This is a genomic window from Streptomyces sp. GESEQ-35, from assembly GCF_017948485.1.
GTDB lineage: Bacteria > Actinomycetota > Actinomycetes > Streptomycetales > Streptomycetaceae > Streptomyces.
This window is the reverse complement of record NZ_JAFFSX010000009.1, coordinates 187,946-201,730: the sequence shown is the minus strand read 5'-3', so window position 1 is coordinate 201,730 and position 13,785 is coordinate 187,946. Positions and strand designations below refer to the sequence as shown.

Annotated in this window: 10 protein-coding genes; 5 read left to right on the top strand and 5 right to left on the bottom strand. The window is 71.5% G+C overall.

The window, feature by feature from the left end:
- Positions 1-29: 29 nt before the first annotated feature.
- Positions 30-2,516 (top strand): ATP-dependent helicase HrpB, encoded by a 2,487-nt coding sequence (hrpB, locus tag KCH87_RS19795; protein ID WP_210587491.1) that lies wholly within the window; start codon positions 30-32, stop codon positions 2,514-2,516.
- On the opposite strand, the gene KCH87_RS19790 is transcribed toward hrpB, so the two are convergent.
- From KCH87_RS19790 to KCH87_RS19780, 3 genes are all read right to left on the bottom strand, one after another.
- Positions 2,506-3,498: a DUF3068 domain-containing protein gene (locus KCH87_RS19790; RefSeq protein WP_210587490.1), complete on the bottom strand. Its 993-nt coding sequence runs from the start codon at positions 3,496-3,498 to the stop codon at positions 2,506-2,508. The two genes, hrpB and KCH87_RS19790, sit on opposite strands and share 11 nt — an antisense overlap.
- Positions 3,499-3,519: 21 nt before the next feature.
- On the bottom strand, positions 3,520-3,654 hold the full coding sequence (locus KCH87_RS19785) for an SPW_0924 family protein (RefSeq protein WP_210587489.1): 135 nt from the start codon (positions 3,652-3,654) through the stop codon (positions 3,520-3,522).
- Between the two features lie 139 nt (positions 3,655-3,793).
- Entirely contained in the window at positions 3,794-5,515 is a 1,722-nt protein-coding gene (locus KCH87_RS19780) for a lytic transglycosylase domain-containing protein (protein ID WP_210587488.1), read from the bottom strand.
- 319 nt (positions 5,516-5,834) lie between these two features.
- Here KCH87_RS19780 and KCH87_RS19775 point away from each other — a divergent pair, with 319 nt between their 5' ends.
- A complete protein-coding gene (locus tag KCH87_RS19775; RefSeq protein ID WP_210587622.1) occupies positions 5,835-6,719 on the top strand; it encodes a DUF4184 family protein in 885 nt (294 codons plus the stop codon).
- Here the strand turns inward: KCH87_RS19775 and KCH87_RS19770 are convergent.
- Positions 6,661-7,062 carry a hypothetical protein gene (locus tag KCH87_RS19770; RefSeq protein WP_210587487.1) on the bottom strand — a complete coding sequence of 134 codons (402 nt, stop codon included), beginning with the start codon at positions 7,060-7,062 and terminating at the stop codon, positions 6,661-6,663. The two genes, KCH87_RS19775 and KCH87_RS19770, sit on opposite strands and share 59 nt — an antisense overlap.
- Positions 7,063-7,379: 317 nt before the next feature.
- The gene (gene polA, locus KCH87_RS19765; RefSeq protein WP_210587486.1) at positions 7,380-10,106 is read right to left on the bottom strand and encodes a DNA polymerase I; all 2,727 of its coding nucleotides are present in this window, start codon (positions 10,104-10,106) and stop codon (positions 7,380-7,382) included.
- 188 nt (positions 10,107-10,294) lie between these two features.
- Between polA and KCH87_RS19760 the strand changes: the two genes are divergently transcribed.
- The 3 genes from KCH87_RS19760 (at position 10,295) to KCH87_RS19750 (ending at position 13,612) form a co-directional block, all read left to right on the top strand.
- Positions 10,295-12,574 carry an FdhF/YdeP family oxidoreductase gene (locus KCH87_RS19760; protein ID WP_210587485.1) on the top strand — a complete coding sequence of 760 codons (2,280 nt, stop codon included), beginning with the start codon at positions 10,295-10,297 and terminating at the stop codon, positions 12,572-12,574.
- 61 nt (positions 12,575-12,635) lie between these two features.
- On the top strand, positions 12,636-13,124 hold the full coding sequence (locus KCH87_RS19755; protein ID WP_210587484.1) for a PaaI family thioesterase: 489 nt from the start codon (positions 12,636-12,638) through the stop codon (positions 13,122-13,124).
- 71 nt (positions 13,125-13,195) lie between these two features.
- Positions 13,196-13,612: a hypothetical protein gene (locus KCH87_RS19750; RefSeq protein WP_210587483.1), complete on the top strand. Its 417-nt coding sequence runs from the start codon at positions 13,196-13,198 to the stop codon at positions 13,610-13,612.
- The last annotated feature ends 173 nt before the right edge of the window (positions 13,613-13,785 follow it).

Here is a 13,785-nt window from a genome sequence, read left to right as displayed (position 1 = left end):
CGTCCGGAGGGCGTACGACACTAGGGGGCGTGATCCGTTATGACGCCCTGGACGCGCTGCCGGTACGTGGTGCCCTGCCCGGACTGGACGATGCGCTGGACGCGCACGGCACCGCGGTCCTCGTGGCACCGCCCGGAACGGGCAAGACGACCCTCGTGCCGCTCGCGCTGGCCGGCCTGCTCGGGGACGGCCCCGCACGTCGTGTGATCGTCGCCGAGCCGCGACGGATCGCGGCACGGGCGGCGGCCCGGCGGATGGCGTGGCTGCTGGGCGAGAAGGTCGGTGAGAGCGTCGGCTACACCGTGCGCGGGGAACGGGTCGTAGGGCGGCACGCGCGCGTGGAGGTCGTCACGACCGGTGTGCTGTTGCAGCGGCTTCAGCGCGACCAGGAGCTGGCCGGCGTGGACGTGGTGGTACTCGACGAGTGCCATGAGCGGCATCTGGACGCGGACACGGTGGCGGCGTTCCTGTGGGACGTACGACAGACCCTGCGGCCGGAGCTGCGGCTGGTCGCCGCGTCCGCGACGACCGACGCGCAGGGGTGGGCGCGACTGCTGGGCGGGGCGCCCGTGATCGAGGCCGAGGGGGCCTCGTATCCGGTGGAGGTGGTGTGGGCGCCGCCGCCGCGTCCGGTACGACCGCCGCACGGGATGCGCGTGGACCCGGCGCTGCTCGCGCATGTGGCGTCGGTGGTGCGGCGGGCGCTGGCCGAGGGGGCGGGGGACGTGCTGTGTTTCCTGCCGGGGGTCGGGGAGATCGCCCGTGTGGCCGGGCAGTTGGACGGTCTGGGGGATGTCGATGTGCTTCAGGTGCACGGGCGGGCGCCGGCGGCGGTACAGGATGCGGTGCTGTCTTCCGCTGTGCGGCGCCGGGTGGTGCTGGCGACGTCCGTCGCCGAGTCCTCGTTGACGGTTCCCGGAGTACGGGTGGTCGTCGACTCGGGGCTGGCACGGGAGCCGCGGGTCGATCACGCGCGCGGGCTGAGCGCGCTGACGACGGTACGGGCCTCGCAGGCGGCGGGGCGGCAGCGGGCGGGCCGGGCCGGGCGTGAGGCGCCGGGAGCGGTGTACCGGTGCTGGGCGGAGGCCGAGGACGCACGGCTGCCGCGTTTCCCGTCGCCGGAGATAAAGGTGGCCGATCTGACGGCGTTCGCCCTCCAGGCGGCGTGCTGGGGGGATCCTGAGGCCACCGGTCTGGCCTTGCTGGATCCGCCGCCGGGTGGGGCGATGGCGGCGGCCCGGGCCGTGTTGTCGGCGATCGGTGCGGTGGACTCCGTCGGGCGGGCCACGGAGCGGGGGAAGCGGTTGGCTCGGCTGGGGTTGCATCCGCGGCTGGGGCGGGCCCTGCTGGACAGCCCTGGTGCGGGTGCCGACGTCGTGGCGCTGCTCTCCGAAGAGGTGCCGCGGGACTACGGGGATGACCTGGCGGCTGCTCTGCGCACTGCCCGGCGCGGCGGTGACGCCTATGCGGGGCGGTGGCGGACGGAGGTACGGCGACTGCGCGCCGCCTCGGAAGGGGGCTCCCATCCACCCGCCCGTGACTCCGACGACCGTCTTGCCGGGCTCGTCACCGCCCTGGCGTTTCCCGAGCGCGTCGCAAAGAGGGACGGCGGTTCCTATCTGATGGCCTCCGGAACCCGCGCCGAACTCGGTGACGGCAGCCGGCTCCGCGGCGCTCCCTGGATCGCCGTGGCCGCGGCGGATCGGCCCATCGGCAAGGGACACGCGCGTGTGCAGCTCGCCGCTGATGTGGACGAGGACATGGCCCGGTCGGCGGCGGCTTCACTGTATTCCGAGGACCAGGAGGTGCACTGGGCCGACGGGGACGTCGTCGCACGGCTGGTGGAACGGCTGGGGGCCATCGAGCTGGCGGTGCGGCCGCTCAGGAGCCCCGACCCCGTTCTCGTACGCGATGCCCTTCTTGAGGGGCTGCGGCAGGAAGGGCTCGCGTTGCTGCGCTGGTCGCCGGACGCGGACGTACTGCGGCAACGGCTCGCCTTTCTGTACCTGCACCTCGGTGAGCCGTGGCCCGACGTCTCCGACGACGCGCTGCACGCGCGCGTGGAGGAGTGGCTGGAGCCCGAGTTGAGCCGGGCGCGGCGGCGCGGGGAGCTGGCCCGGATCGACGCCGGAGCGGGGCTCACGCGGCTGCTGCCCTGGGCCTCCGGTGACGCCGCACGGCTCGACCAGCTTGCCCCCGAGCGGATCACCGTACCCAGTGGGTCCAGAATTCGGATCGACTACGCCAACCCCGAACAGCCCGTCCTCGCGGTGAAGTTGCAGGAGATGTTCGGGCTCCAGGAGTCGCCGGTCGTCGCCGGCGTGCCGGTTCTGGTGCATCTGCTCTCCCCCGCCGGCCGACCCGCCGCCGTCACCGCCGACCTCGCCTCCTTCTGGAAGGACGGCTACAAGGGCGTACGGGCGGAGCTGCGCGGCCGGTATCCGAAGCACCCGTGGCCCGAGGACCCCGCCACCGCCGAGCCGACCCGGCACACCAACGCCCGGCTCAGGCGCTGACCGGCTCCGGGGCCGCCGTCCGCGCACTCGCGGGGTCGGCCGGGCGACGGCTGCGCGCCTCCAGGTAGAGCGAGAGGGACAGCAGGGCGGCGCCGAGGACGAGGAAGCCCCACGGCAGGTACGACGTCATCAGCAGGACGAGGGTGCGGTTCGACTTGACCAGGTCGACGGTGGAGTCGATGTAGTCCTCGCGCATCTTCACGTGCCCGGCGAACGCCGTGACCTTGTCGCGGTCGCCGAGCAGGGTGCCGCCGCGGAGCTCCTCCTTGTGGATCTCCTCGCCGTAGACGGGGGCGCCGGTGAGGGGTTCGACCCAGAACTTGCGGACCGTGGTGTACCAGCGGGTGGTGCCGGTCTTGGCGACCGATTCCGGCGTGATGCCCGCGACCGGCATCGTCCTGGGCATCGGCACCTTCGTCCACGGGATGGTCTGCTCGAAGTAGTACACCTCGACGCCGCGGAAGTCCTGCGTGCCCTTGTAGTGGATCGGAGCCGTCACGCGCGCCTGCGCGTCGAAGTACTCGTAGTTCCGTTTCTCCGTCATGAACGGCCACTTGAACTCGATGCCGTCCCGGCGCACCGGGTCACCGTCGACCATCTCGCCCGTGGCGTGGACGGGTTCCTGGCTGTGGGCGTCGAAGATGTAACGCTCGGGGATCTTGGAGACCATCTTGCCGTCGGGGCCGACGACGTACGACAGCCCGTCCCAGACGACGATGTCCTTCCCCGCCGTCTTCTCGATCTTCTCGGACTCCTCCACGTTGCCCTTGAGGGTCTGCACGATGGTGACCTTGGGGACCTTGCGGGCCTGCATGGTGCCGTAGTCGAGGAGGGTCGCGTCCTTCGCTTCGAGGACCATGTCCTGGTACTGGTTCGCCGGGATCTTGGCGAGGCGCGGGAAGGCGTACCAGCGCAGCAGTGGGGACAGCGCCGCGAAGAACACGGCGAGGGCGAGCAGGATCAGACTGGCTTTGCGGCGCATCTCGGCCTCCCTCCCGGGTGGTCAGGGGTGTGTGGGCACCGTTGTCAGGAGCGGCTTGGGGGAGGTCTCTCCCGTGGGTGAGCCCAGCGCCGTGATGGTGAACACGAGGGCGAGCGCGACGGCGAGGCCGGTCGCGGCGGCGATCAGGGCGCGCATACGGACGCCTCCCGACGGGCGGAACTGATACATCGTCAGGTCCGGCACCGTAGCAACGGGCGGATGAGATGAGAACACGTTGCACACACAACGACGGCGCCCCCTCGGTGAGGGGGCGCCGTCGTTGTGTGACGAAGGGTTACGCGCTGGGGCTCGCGGACGGGCTCGGCGAGGACGTCTCCGCGGCCTTCTCCACCGTCAGCGTGATCGTGAGCGTCGCCCCGCCCGCCGTGTCGATGCGGAGCAGGAACGCGCCGGCGGTGTCGTCCGCGTACAGCTTGGGCAGCTTGAGCAGGCCGTTCTCGTCCGTCTTCAGGGTCTTCAGGGTGCGTACGGGCTTGCCGTCCGCGTCCTTGAAGTAGGGGCCCTTGTCGTTCTCGGACGCGTCGAGCACCGACTTGATCAGCGTGGCGGTGGCCGCGACCTTGCCGGCGGCCTCGCCCCGGTACGTCGCCTTCACCTCGACCTGCTCGGCGAACTCGCCGCCCACGGGGCAGGTCAGCGCGGTGCTGCTGGTGCGGGCGAGGACACTGGCGACGCGCTCGGTGACGGTGGCCGTGTAGTCGAGAGCGCTGACCGTGCGGCCGACGACGGTGGCACGGACGGTGAAGTCACCCGTCTTCTCGCCCGCCTTGAGCGCGGGCGCGACGGCGACTCCGGAGGTGCTGGTGACGACCGTGGCCACGCTCTCGCCGCCGGTGAAGGTGGCGTCGGAGCTGCCGGTGATCGTGAAGCGGATCCTGACCTTGCCGACCGCCTCGCCGTCCTCGGTCTCGGCACGGGCGCTGATCTTCTGGGTGAACGCGTCGCCCGCCATCGCGGTGAGCTTGGCGGTGCCCGCGTCTTCCAGGTGATCCACCGTGTCGGTGGGCGTGGGGCTGGGGCTCGGGGAACCCGACGGCGGATTCGGGCTCGGGCTCGGGCTCCCGGAGCCGCCGCCACCGTTCGCGGGGGGCTTCGGGCTCGGTGACACCGTGCCCGGCGGCTTGGGCGAGGGGTCGGGGCTCGCCCCGCTGTTGTTGTCGTCGCTGCGGTCGTTCGGCAGCGTGCCCGTGCCGTCCGGGACCTCGTGCGTGCCCTTGCGGTAGTACTCCAGCCACGACAGGACGAGGTTCAGGTAGTCCTGCGAGTTGTTGTAGCTGAGGATCGCGCTGTTGAGGTCGGACTCGGTGGACAGGTCCCAGCCGTAGCGGCACAGGTAGTGACCGGCGGCGAGCGCGGCGTCGTAGACGTTGTTGGGGTCCTTCTCGCCGTCGCCGTTGCCGTCGCGGCCCGCCCACGACCAGGTGGACGGGATGAACTGCATGGGCCCCACGGCACGGTCGTACGAGCTGTCACCGTCGAACACGCCGCCGTCGGTGTCGCTGATGTTCGCGAAGCCGTTGCCGTTGAGCTGCGGGCCGAGGATCGCGGTGAGGGTGTTGCCGGCGGCGTCGACGCTGCCGCCGCGGGCCTGGCCCGACTCGACCTTGCCGATGGCGGCGAGGAGTTCCCAGGGCAGGTTGCAGCCGGGCTTGGACTCCTGGAGCGACGTCGCGGCCTTCTTGTAGGCGTCGAGGACGGTCGCGGGTATGCCTGCTTCCGCCGCCCCGGTGGAGACGGGGGTGCCTATGGTCGGCGTGGGGCTGGGGGTGTTGAGCGGCGGCAGGTCCGTGTAATACGGCGAGTTGCCGGTCGCGCTCTCCGGGGTGCCCGAGGGGTCCACATCGGGGGCGGACTGGGCGTCGCCGGCGGTCCGTCTGCCGGAGTCGTCGACCGTGACCCCCGGAGCCTGGGACGCGGACAGCGCTGCGACCGCCAACGCGGCCACGGCCGTCGTTGCCGCACCCGAGCGCAGCCTCCTGCCGAATTGCGCCGCCATAACGTGAACCCCTCCCGTGGGGCGCTCTGCGCCCCTCTCCAGCTGCTCTGTTCGCCCTGTAGTGACGATCGGCCCGCCGCGGGGGTTGCCCTCGCGGCGCCTACGGTGTTCTGTTTCGAGTGGCCGGTCACGCTTCTCGGTATGCCGACTCACGTGACCCTACGACAACTTGCTTTGCACGGGCACCCGTTCGAGCCGGGTCTTAACCGGTTGGCCATATGTCGTTGGGCCGCCGCGGCGGCCCCGGTCATCCCGCATACTGGACGCTGGTGATCATCAGGACCGGCAGGTCCGCCAACGTCCGTCGCGGGGGATGCAGTTGCCGTTCACGCTGAGCCATGCGGCGGCCGTGCTGCCCGCCCTGCGACCCGACGGAACCGGCCGCGGCCCGCTCGTACCGGCCGTCCTCGTGGCCGGTTCCTTCGCGCCCGACATGACCTATTACGCGGCGAGTGTCCTGTCCGGGGCGATGGAGTTCGGCGATGTCACGCACTCGTTCGCCGGCGTCTTCACCGTCGATGTGGTCATCGCCTGGGCTCTCGTGGGGCTGTGGCTGCTGGCGCGTGAACCTCTGGTGGCACTGCTGCCACGGGAGCGGCAGGGCCGGGTGGCCTCCTTGCTGCGCTGCGGGGCGCCACGCGCGCGTGTACGGCCTTCGCTGGTGGCGTGGTGGTACGTCTCCGCCGTGCTCGGCGCGCTGACCCATGTCGTGTGGGACGCGTTCACGCATCTCGACCGGTGGGGGATGCGGATGTTTCCCGTCCTGGGCGAGGAGGTGGCGGGCTCGCCCTTGTACTGGTACCTCCAGTACGGCGGCTCGGCGGTCGCCGCGCTCGTGATCGCCGCGTTCGTGGCGTACGCGCTGCGGCGAGCGCCGGCGGTCGAGCCGGTCGGGGTGCCTTCTCTGTCGGTACGGGACCGGTGGACCGCCGGTGCCGTGATCGGCGGGTGTGCGGTGGTGGGGGCGGTGCAGCGGGCGGCGCGCGTATGGGAACTGCGCCGCGAAGCGGCTCCTGCAAGGGCGGTGGTGGGCGACGGGTGGGCGTACTGGGGCTCCACCGCGAAACCCTGGGAACTGATTCCGACCCTGTGCTTCGGGGCGGGCGCCGGCCTGGTCGTGGGGCTGCTGCTGTACGCCGTCGGCGTCAGGGTGTGGCGCGGGTCCCCGGCGGTTCCGGAGCGGAGCCGTCCGGTCGCCCGCTGACGGTGGACCCGCTCGCGATGAACACGGTGACGGTCTGCACGGGACGGGACCGGGGCAGCCGGGAGAGAACGAGGGCCATGTAGCTGCGGGCCAGGTCGGTCCAGAGACGCCAGTCGGGTTTCTTCCCGGGGAGGTGTACGGCGGCCTGTTCGCGGCGGGTGAGACGGTGCCGTAGCCCTGCGGTCGCCCCGCGGAGGGCTGCCGGCAGGTCGGTGGGGATGCGGGCGGTGCTTGCGGCGGCCGAGAAGACCGGGACCGGTGAGGGCGGCGTGGACGGGGCCGCGGCGGCGTTCGCCTGCGCCTGTGCCCACGCCGTCCGGCGGTTGAGCATGCGTATACCCATGCGGGCATCTTTGCGGGCGGCGGGGGCGGGGGCGTCTTCGCGGGGGCCACGTGGGTGACGGGCCCTCCGGGGGTGGGGCCGGGTCCCTGAGCGTCTGCCGGGTAAGGGTTGTGTCGGGGCTGCGGGCCGGTGGGGGCTTGTCGCGCAGTTCCCCGCGCCCCTTTGGGGCGCTGAGTGCCGGGTGAGTCATTGCTGACTCGGCACTCGGGCCACCCTGTGCTGTCGGCAGGCGAGACTGCAACGCCCCAAGGGGCGCGGGGAACTGCGCGACCAGCCCCCACCGGCCCGCGGTGAACGAACCGCAGATCCAGCGGAGCTTAGTGTGCCGCCGACTCCCAGTCCGGGCCCGCGCCCACCGAGACGCCCAGGGGGACGCTGAGGTGGACGGCGGCGGCCATTTCACGGCGGACGAGTTCCTCCGTGGCGGCACGCTCTCCGGGGGCGATCTCCAGGACGATTTCGTCGTGGACCTGGAGCAGCATGCGGGAGGTGAGGCCGGCCTCGCGCAGGGCCCGGTCGACGTTGAGCATGGCGATCTTGACGATGTCGGCCGCCGTGCCCTGGATGGGGGCGTTGAGGGCCATGCGCTCGGCCGCCTCGCGGCGCTGGCGGTTGTCGCTGTTGAGGTCGGGGAGGTAGCGGCGACGGCCGAAGAGCGTCGCCGTGTAGCCGGTCGCCCGTGCCTCGTCGACCGCCCGGCGCAGATAGTCCCGCACGCCGCCGAAGCGCTCGAAGTACGCGTCCATCAGGGCACGCGCCTCGGCCGCCTCGATGTTCAGCTGCTGGGAGAGGCCGAAGGCCGACAGGCCGTACGCCAGGCCGTACGACATCGCCTTGATCTTGCGGCGCATCTCCGCGTCCACCCCGGCGGGCTCGACTGCGAACACCTGCGAGGCCGCCGTGGTGTGCAGGTCCTCGCCCGAGGTGAACGCCTCGATCAGGCCCTCGTCCTCGGAGAGGTGGGCCATCACGCGCAGTTCGATCTGGCTGTAGTCCGCCGTCATCAGGGACTCGAAGCCCTCGCCGACGACGAAGCCGCGGCGGATCGCCCGGCCCTCGTCGGTGCGCACGGGGATGTTCTGGAGGTTCGGGTCGGTCGACGACAGGCGGCCCGTCGCCGCGACGGTCTGGTTGAAGGTGGTGTGGATACGGCCGTCCGCCGCGACCGTCTTGATCAGGCCCTCCACCGTGACGCGCAGCTTGGCCTGCTCACGGTGGCGGAGCATGATCACCGGCAGTTCGTTGTCCGTTTGGGCGGCGAGCCACGCCAGCGCGTCGGCGTCGGTGGTGTAGCCGGTCTTGGTGCGCTTGGTCTTGGGCAGGGCCAGCTCGCCGAAGAGGACCTCCTGGAGCTGCTTGGGCGAGCCCAGGTTGAACTCGTGCCCGGCCGCCGCGTGCGCCTCCTTCACGGCCTGCTGCACGGCGCCGGCGAACATCTGCTCCATGGCCTCCAGATGGGCCTTGTCGGCGGCGATGCCGTGCCGCTCCATACGGGCCAGCAGCGCGGAGGTCGGCAGCTCCACGTCCCGCAGGAGGTCCGCGGCGCCGACCTCCTTGAGCCGCTCGCCGAAGGCTTCGCCGAGGTCGAGGATGGCGCGGGCCTGGATCATCAGGGCGTCGGCCTCGGCGCCGTCGTCCGTGCCGAAGGCGAGCTGGCCGTCGGCCGCGGCGGCGGGGGCGAGCTCGCGGTGGAGGTATTCCAGGGACAGCGCGTCCAGGTCGAAGGAGCGGCGGCCCGGCTTGACCAGGTAGGCGGCGAGTGCGGTGTCCATGGTCACGCCGTCGACGGTCCAGCCGTGCTCGGCGCAGACGCGCATGGCGCCCTTGGCGTTGTGGAAGACCTTGGGGCGGCCCGCGTCGGCCAGCCAGGCGGCGAACGCCGTCTCGTCGGCCTCGTCCAGCTGGGCGGGGTCGAACCAGGCGGCGGCTCCCCCGGGCGCGGCCAGCGCGACCTCGGCGACCGAGCCCGCGCCGAGCGCCCAGGTGTCGACGGTGGCGATGCCGAGGGTGTCGGTGCCGTGCTCGGTGAGCCAGGGAGCGAGCTCGCCGGTGGTGAGCACCTTGCCGTCCAGCTCGACGCCCTCCGTGGAGACCGGGGTGGACTCGGCCTCCTCGGCGCCGGGGTCGACGGCGAAGAGGCGCTCGCGCAGCGAGGGGTTGCGGATCTCCAGGGTGTCCAGCACCATCGCCACCGCCTTGCGGTCGTACGGCGCGCGCTCGAGGTCGGTGACGGTCTTCGGCAGCTCGACCTGCCGCTCCAGCTCGGTGAGCCGGCGGTTGAGCTTGACCGCCTCCAGGTGATCGCGCAGGTTCTGCCCGGCCTTGCCCTTGACCTCGTCGACGCGCTCGACCAGCTCCGCGAAGGAGCCGAACTGGTTGATCCACTTCGCGGCGGTCTTCTCGCCGACGCCCGGGATGCCCGGCAGGTTGTCGGACGGGTCGCCGCGCAGGGCCGCGAAGTCGGGGTACTGCGCCGGCGTCAATCCGTACTTCTCGAAGACCTTCTCCGGGGTGAAGCGGGTCAGCTCGGAGACGCCCTTCGTCGGATACAGCACCGTGGTGTGCTCGGAGACCAGCTGGAAGGAGTCCCGGTCGCCGGTGACGATCAGCACCTCGAAGCCGTTGGCCTCGGCCTGGGTCGCGAGGGTGGCGATCACGTCGTCCGCCTCGAAGCCGTCCACCGCGAAACGCTGTGCGTGCATGGTGTCCAGCAGCTCGCCGATCAGCTCGACCTGGCCCTTGAACTCGTCCGGGGTCTTGGAGCGGTTCGCCTTGTACTCCGTGAACTCCTCGGAGCGCCAGGTCTTGCGGGAGACGTCGAAGGCCACCGCGAAGTGGGTGGGCGCCTCGTCGCGCAGCGTGTTGGCCAGCATCGACGCGAAGCCGTAGATCGCGTTCGTCGGCTGGCCCGTCGCGGTCGTGAAGTTCTCCGCGGGCAGCGCGAAGAACGCGCGGTAGGCCAGCGAGTGCCCGTCCATGAGCATCAGCCGCGGGCGGTCGCCGCCGGGGGCGCTGTCGGTCTTCTTCGATGCTGTTTCTGCCACGTCCCCGATCCTGCCACGTGGCACTGACAGTCGGGACCCACCGACGGATCGGCGGTGCCCGGCTGGTCCCCGCAGGCAGTGCCTGCGCCCTGCGCCTAGACCGACCTCGATCGTTGTCACCGGCGCGTGGGAGGATCGGAGATGTACCTCACACACGCAGTGGCAGCAGTCGTATAGGAGAGCGTGCGATGGCAACGAAGCCGCCCCAGGGCGATCCGGTTCAGGACGCGCCGCAGGTCGCCGAGCCGCAGCACGCGGCGGCGGGGCTCCCGGCCATCGGGCACACCCTGCGTATCGCGCAGCAGCAGATGGGTGTGAAGCGGACCGCGCTGACCCTTCTGCGCGTCAATCAGAAGGACGGCTTCGACTGCCCGGGCTGCGCCTGGCCGGAGCCGGAGCACCGGCACACGGCGGAGTTCTGTGAGAACGGCGCGAAGGCGGTCGCCGAGGAGGCCACCCTGCGCCGGGTCACCCCGGAGTTCTTCGCCGCGCACACGGTCGCCGACCTCGCGACCCGCTCCGGCTACTGGCTGGGCCAGCAGGGGCGGCTGACGCACCCCATGTATCTCCCCGAAGGGGGAGAGCGCTACGAGCCGGTGAGCTGGGAGCGCGCCTTCGACATAGTCGCCGAGGAGCTGACCGCGCTGGGCTCCCCGGACGAGGCCCTCTTCTACACCTCCGGGCGTACGAGCAACGAGGCCGCGTTCCTCTACCAGCTGTTCGCCCGAGAGTTCGGCACGAACAACCTGCCGGACTGCTCCAACATGTGCCACGAGTCGTCCGGCTCGGCGCTGTCCGAGACGATCGGCGTCGGCAAGGGCAGCGTCCTGCTCGAGGACCTCTACAAGGCCGACCTGATCATCGTCGCAGGCCAGAACCCGGGTACGAACCACCCGCGCATGCTCTCCGCCCTGGAGAAGGCCAAGGCCAACGGCGCGAGGATCATCAGCGTGAACCCGCTGCCCGAGGCGGGCCTGGAGCGCTTCAAGAACCCGCAGACCCCGCAGGGCATGCTCAAGGGTGCCGCGCTCACCGATCTGTTCCTACAGATCCGCATCGGCGGCGACCAGGCCCTCTTCCGCCTCCTCAACAAGCTGATCCTTCAGACCGAAGGTGCGGTCGACGAGGCCTTCGTCCGCGAACACACGCACGGCTACGAGGAGTTCGCCGAGGCCGCCCGCGCCGCCGACTGGGACGAGACCCTGACGGCGACGGGCCTCACCCGCGCACAGATCGAGGAAGCCCTCGGCATGATCCTCGCCTCCGAGCGGACGATCGTCTGCTGGGCGATGGGTCTCACCCAGCACAAGCACGCCGTGCCGACCATCCGCGAGGTGGTCAACTTCCTTCTCCTGCGCGGCAACATCGGCCGCCCGGGCGCGGGCGTGTGCCCGGTGCGCGGCCACTCGAACGTGCAGGGCGACCGCACCATGGGCATCTTCGAACGGCCCGCCCCCGCCTTCCTGGACGCCCTGGAGAAGGAGTTCGGCTTCGCACCGCCGCGCGAGCACGGCTACGACGTCGTGCGGGCCATCCGCGCGATGCGCGACGACAAGGCGAAGGTCTTCTTCGCGATGGGCGGCAACTTCGTCTCCGCCTCCCCCGACACGGAGGTCACCGAAGCGGCGATGCGGCGCGCCCGTCTCACCGTGCACGTGTCGACGAAGCTCAACCGCTCGCACGCCGTCACGGGCGCGCGTGCGCTGATCCTGCCCACTCTCGGCCGGACCGAGCGCGACCTTCAGGGCAGCGGCGAGCAGGTGGTGACCGTCGAGGACTCCATGGGCATGGTGCACGCCTCCCGCGGCCGCCTGGAGCCCGCGAGCCCGCAGCTGCTGTCCGAGCCGGCGATCGTGTCCCGCCTGGCCCGCCGCGTCCTCGGCCACGAATCCCGCACCCCCTGGGAGGAGTTCGAGAAGGACTACGCGACGATCCGCGACCGCATCGCGCGCGTGGTCCCCGGCTTCGAGGACTTCAACGCGCGCGTGGCGCACCCCGGAGGCTTCGCGCTGCCGCACGCCCCGCGCGACGAGCGCCGCTTCCCGACAGCCACCGGCAAGGCCAACTTCACCGCCGCGCCGGTCGAGTACCCGGCGCTGCCCGAGGGACGGCTGCTGCTCCAGACTCTGCGCTCGCACGACCAGTACAACACCACGATCTACGGCCTCGACGACCGCTACCGCGGCATCAGGAACGGCCGCCGGGTCGCCCTCGTGCACCCCGAGGACGCCCGGCACCTCGGCATCGCGGACGGCTCGTACGTCGACCTCGTCAGCGAGTGGCAGGACGGCGTCGAGCGCCGCGCGCCCGGCTTCCGCGTCGTGCACTACCCGACCGCCCGGGGCTGCGCGGCCGCCTACTACCCCGAGACCAACGTCCTGGTCCCGCTGGACGCCACCGCGGACACCAGCAACACCCCGGCCAGCAAGTCCGTCGTCGTACGTCTGGAACAATCGGCGACCGACTGAGCGTTTGCTCAGTCGACTGCGACCGACACACGCGACCGCCGACGAAACGGAGCCGGGCCCCATGGGCGAGCAGCAGCACGTGAAGTTCCCGCAAGAGGTCATCGACGAGTACGCCGCGCTCGGCGTCGACCTCATCGCCATGTTCTCGGCCGGACACCTGGGCACGCGCATGGGCGTGGAGATCGTCGAGGCCTCGGCGGACCGCGTCGTCGGCACCATGCCGGTCGAGGGCAACACCCAGCCGTACGGACTGCTGCACGGCGGCGCCTCCGCCGTGCTCGCCGAGACCCTCGGCTCCGTCGGCTCCATGCTCCACGCCGGCAGCTCCAAGATCGCCGTAGGAGTCGACCTCAACTGCACCCACCACCGGGGCGCCCGCTCCGGGCTCGTGACCGGCGTGGCCACCCCCCTGCACCGAGGGCGCTCCACGGCGACGTACGAGATCGTCATCAGCGACGAGGCAGGCAAGCGGGTGTGCAGCGCACGGCTGACCTGCATGCTGCGGGACGTGAACCCCGGGGACGCCGCGCGGATTCGGGCGGCGGGCTGAACCGGGGTGAAGCAACTCCCCGCGTCCGCAGCACCGTTGATCCCGGGCACTCGGCGGCTTAGCGTCATGGCATGGGAACGGAACGGCCCCTCCGGCCGGGTGCGGCGCTCGCACTGGTGCTCCTGACGGGCTGCGCGGCCACGGGCTGCGGGAACACCGGAGCGCCGGACGGGACTGCCGCGGAGACGGGAGCGCAGGCCGGTTCCCGCTCACCGTCGGCGCCGGCGACACCACCGGAGGACCTGTGCACGCGGATCGTCTCGTACTGGTCGCGTGAGGTACTGGACAGCGACACCTACGGGGACTACCAGTCGATGGGCCTGTCCAACGGGCAGTACGAGCTCCTCAGGGACGTCGTGGACGCCGCCCGGGCCGAACGCGAGCGCGCGGGGGCGGCGGCCGCGGAGCGACTGATCGACCGCGAAGTGCGCGCGGGCTGCACGGACTTGTACCGCGACGGCGGCCCGACCGAAGGCCCCTGGCAGTGAGCGGCGTCGGCCCCGTCGAGCCGGGCGAGGACACGCGCGCGTGGGACTCCGCCGAACCCTTCCCCCAAGCCCCGCACGGACGCCTGGCAGCCCTCTGCGCCCGGCACCGCCGTACCCTCATCGCATCCGCAGCGGCCGCCGTCGCACTCGTGGGCGGGGGCTACCTCTACGCC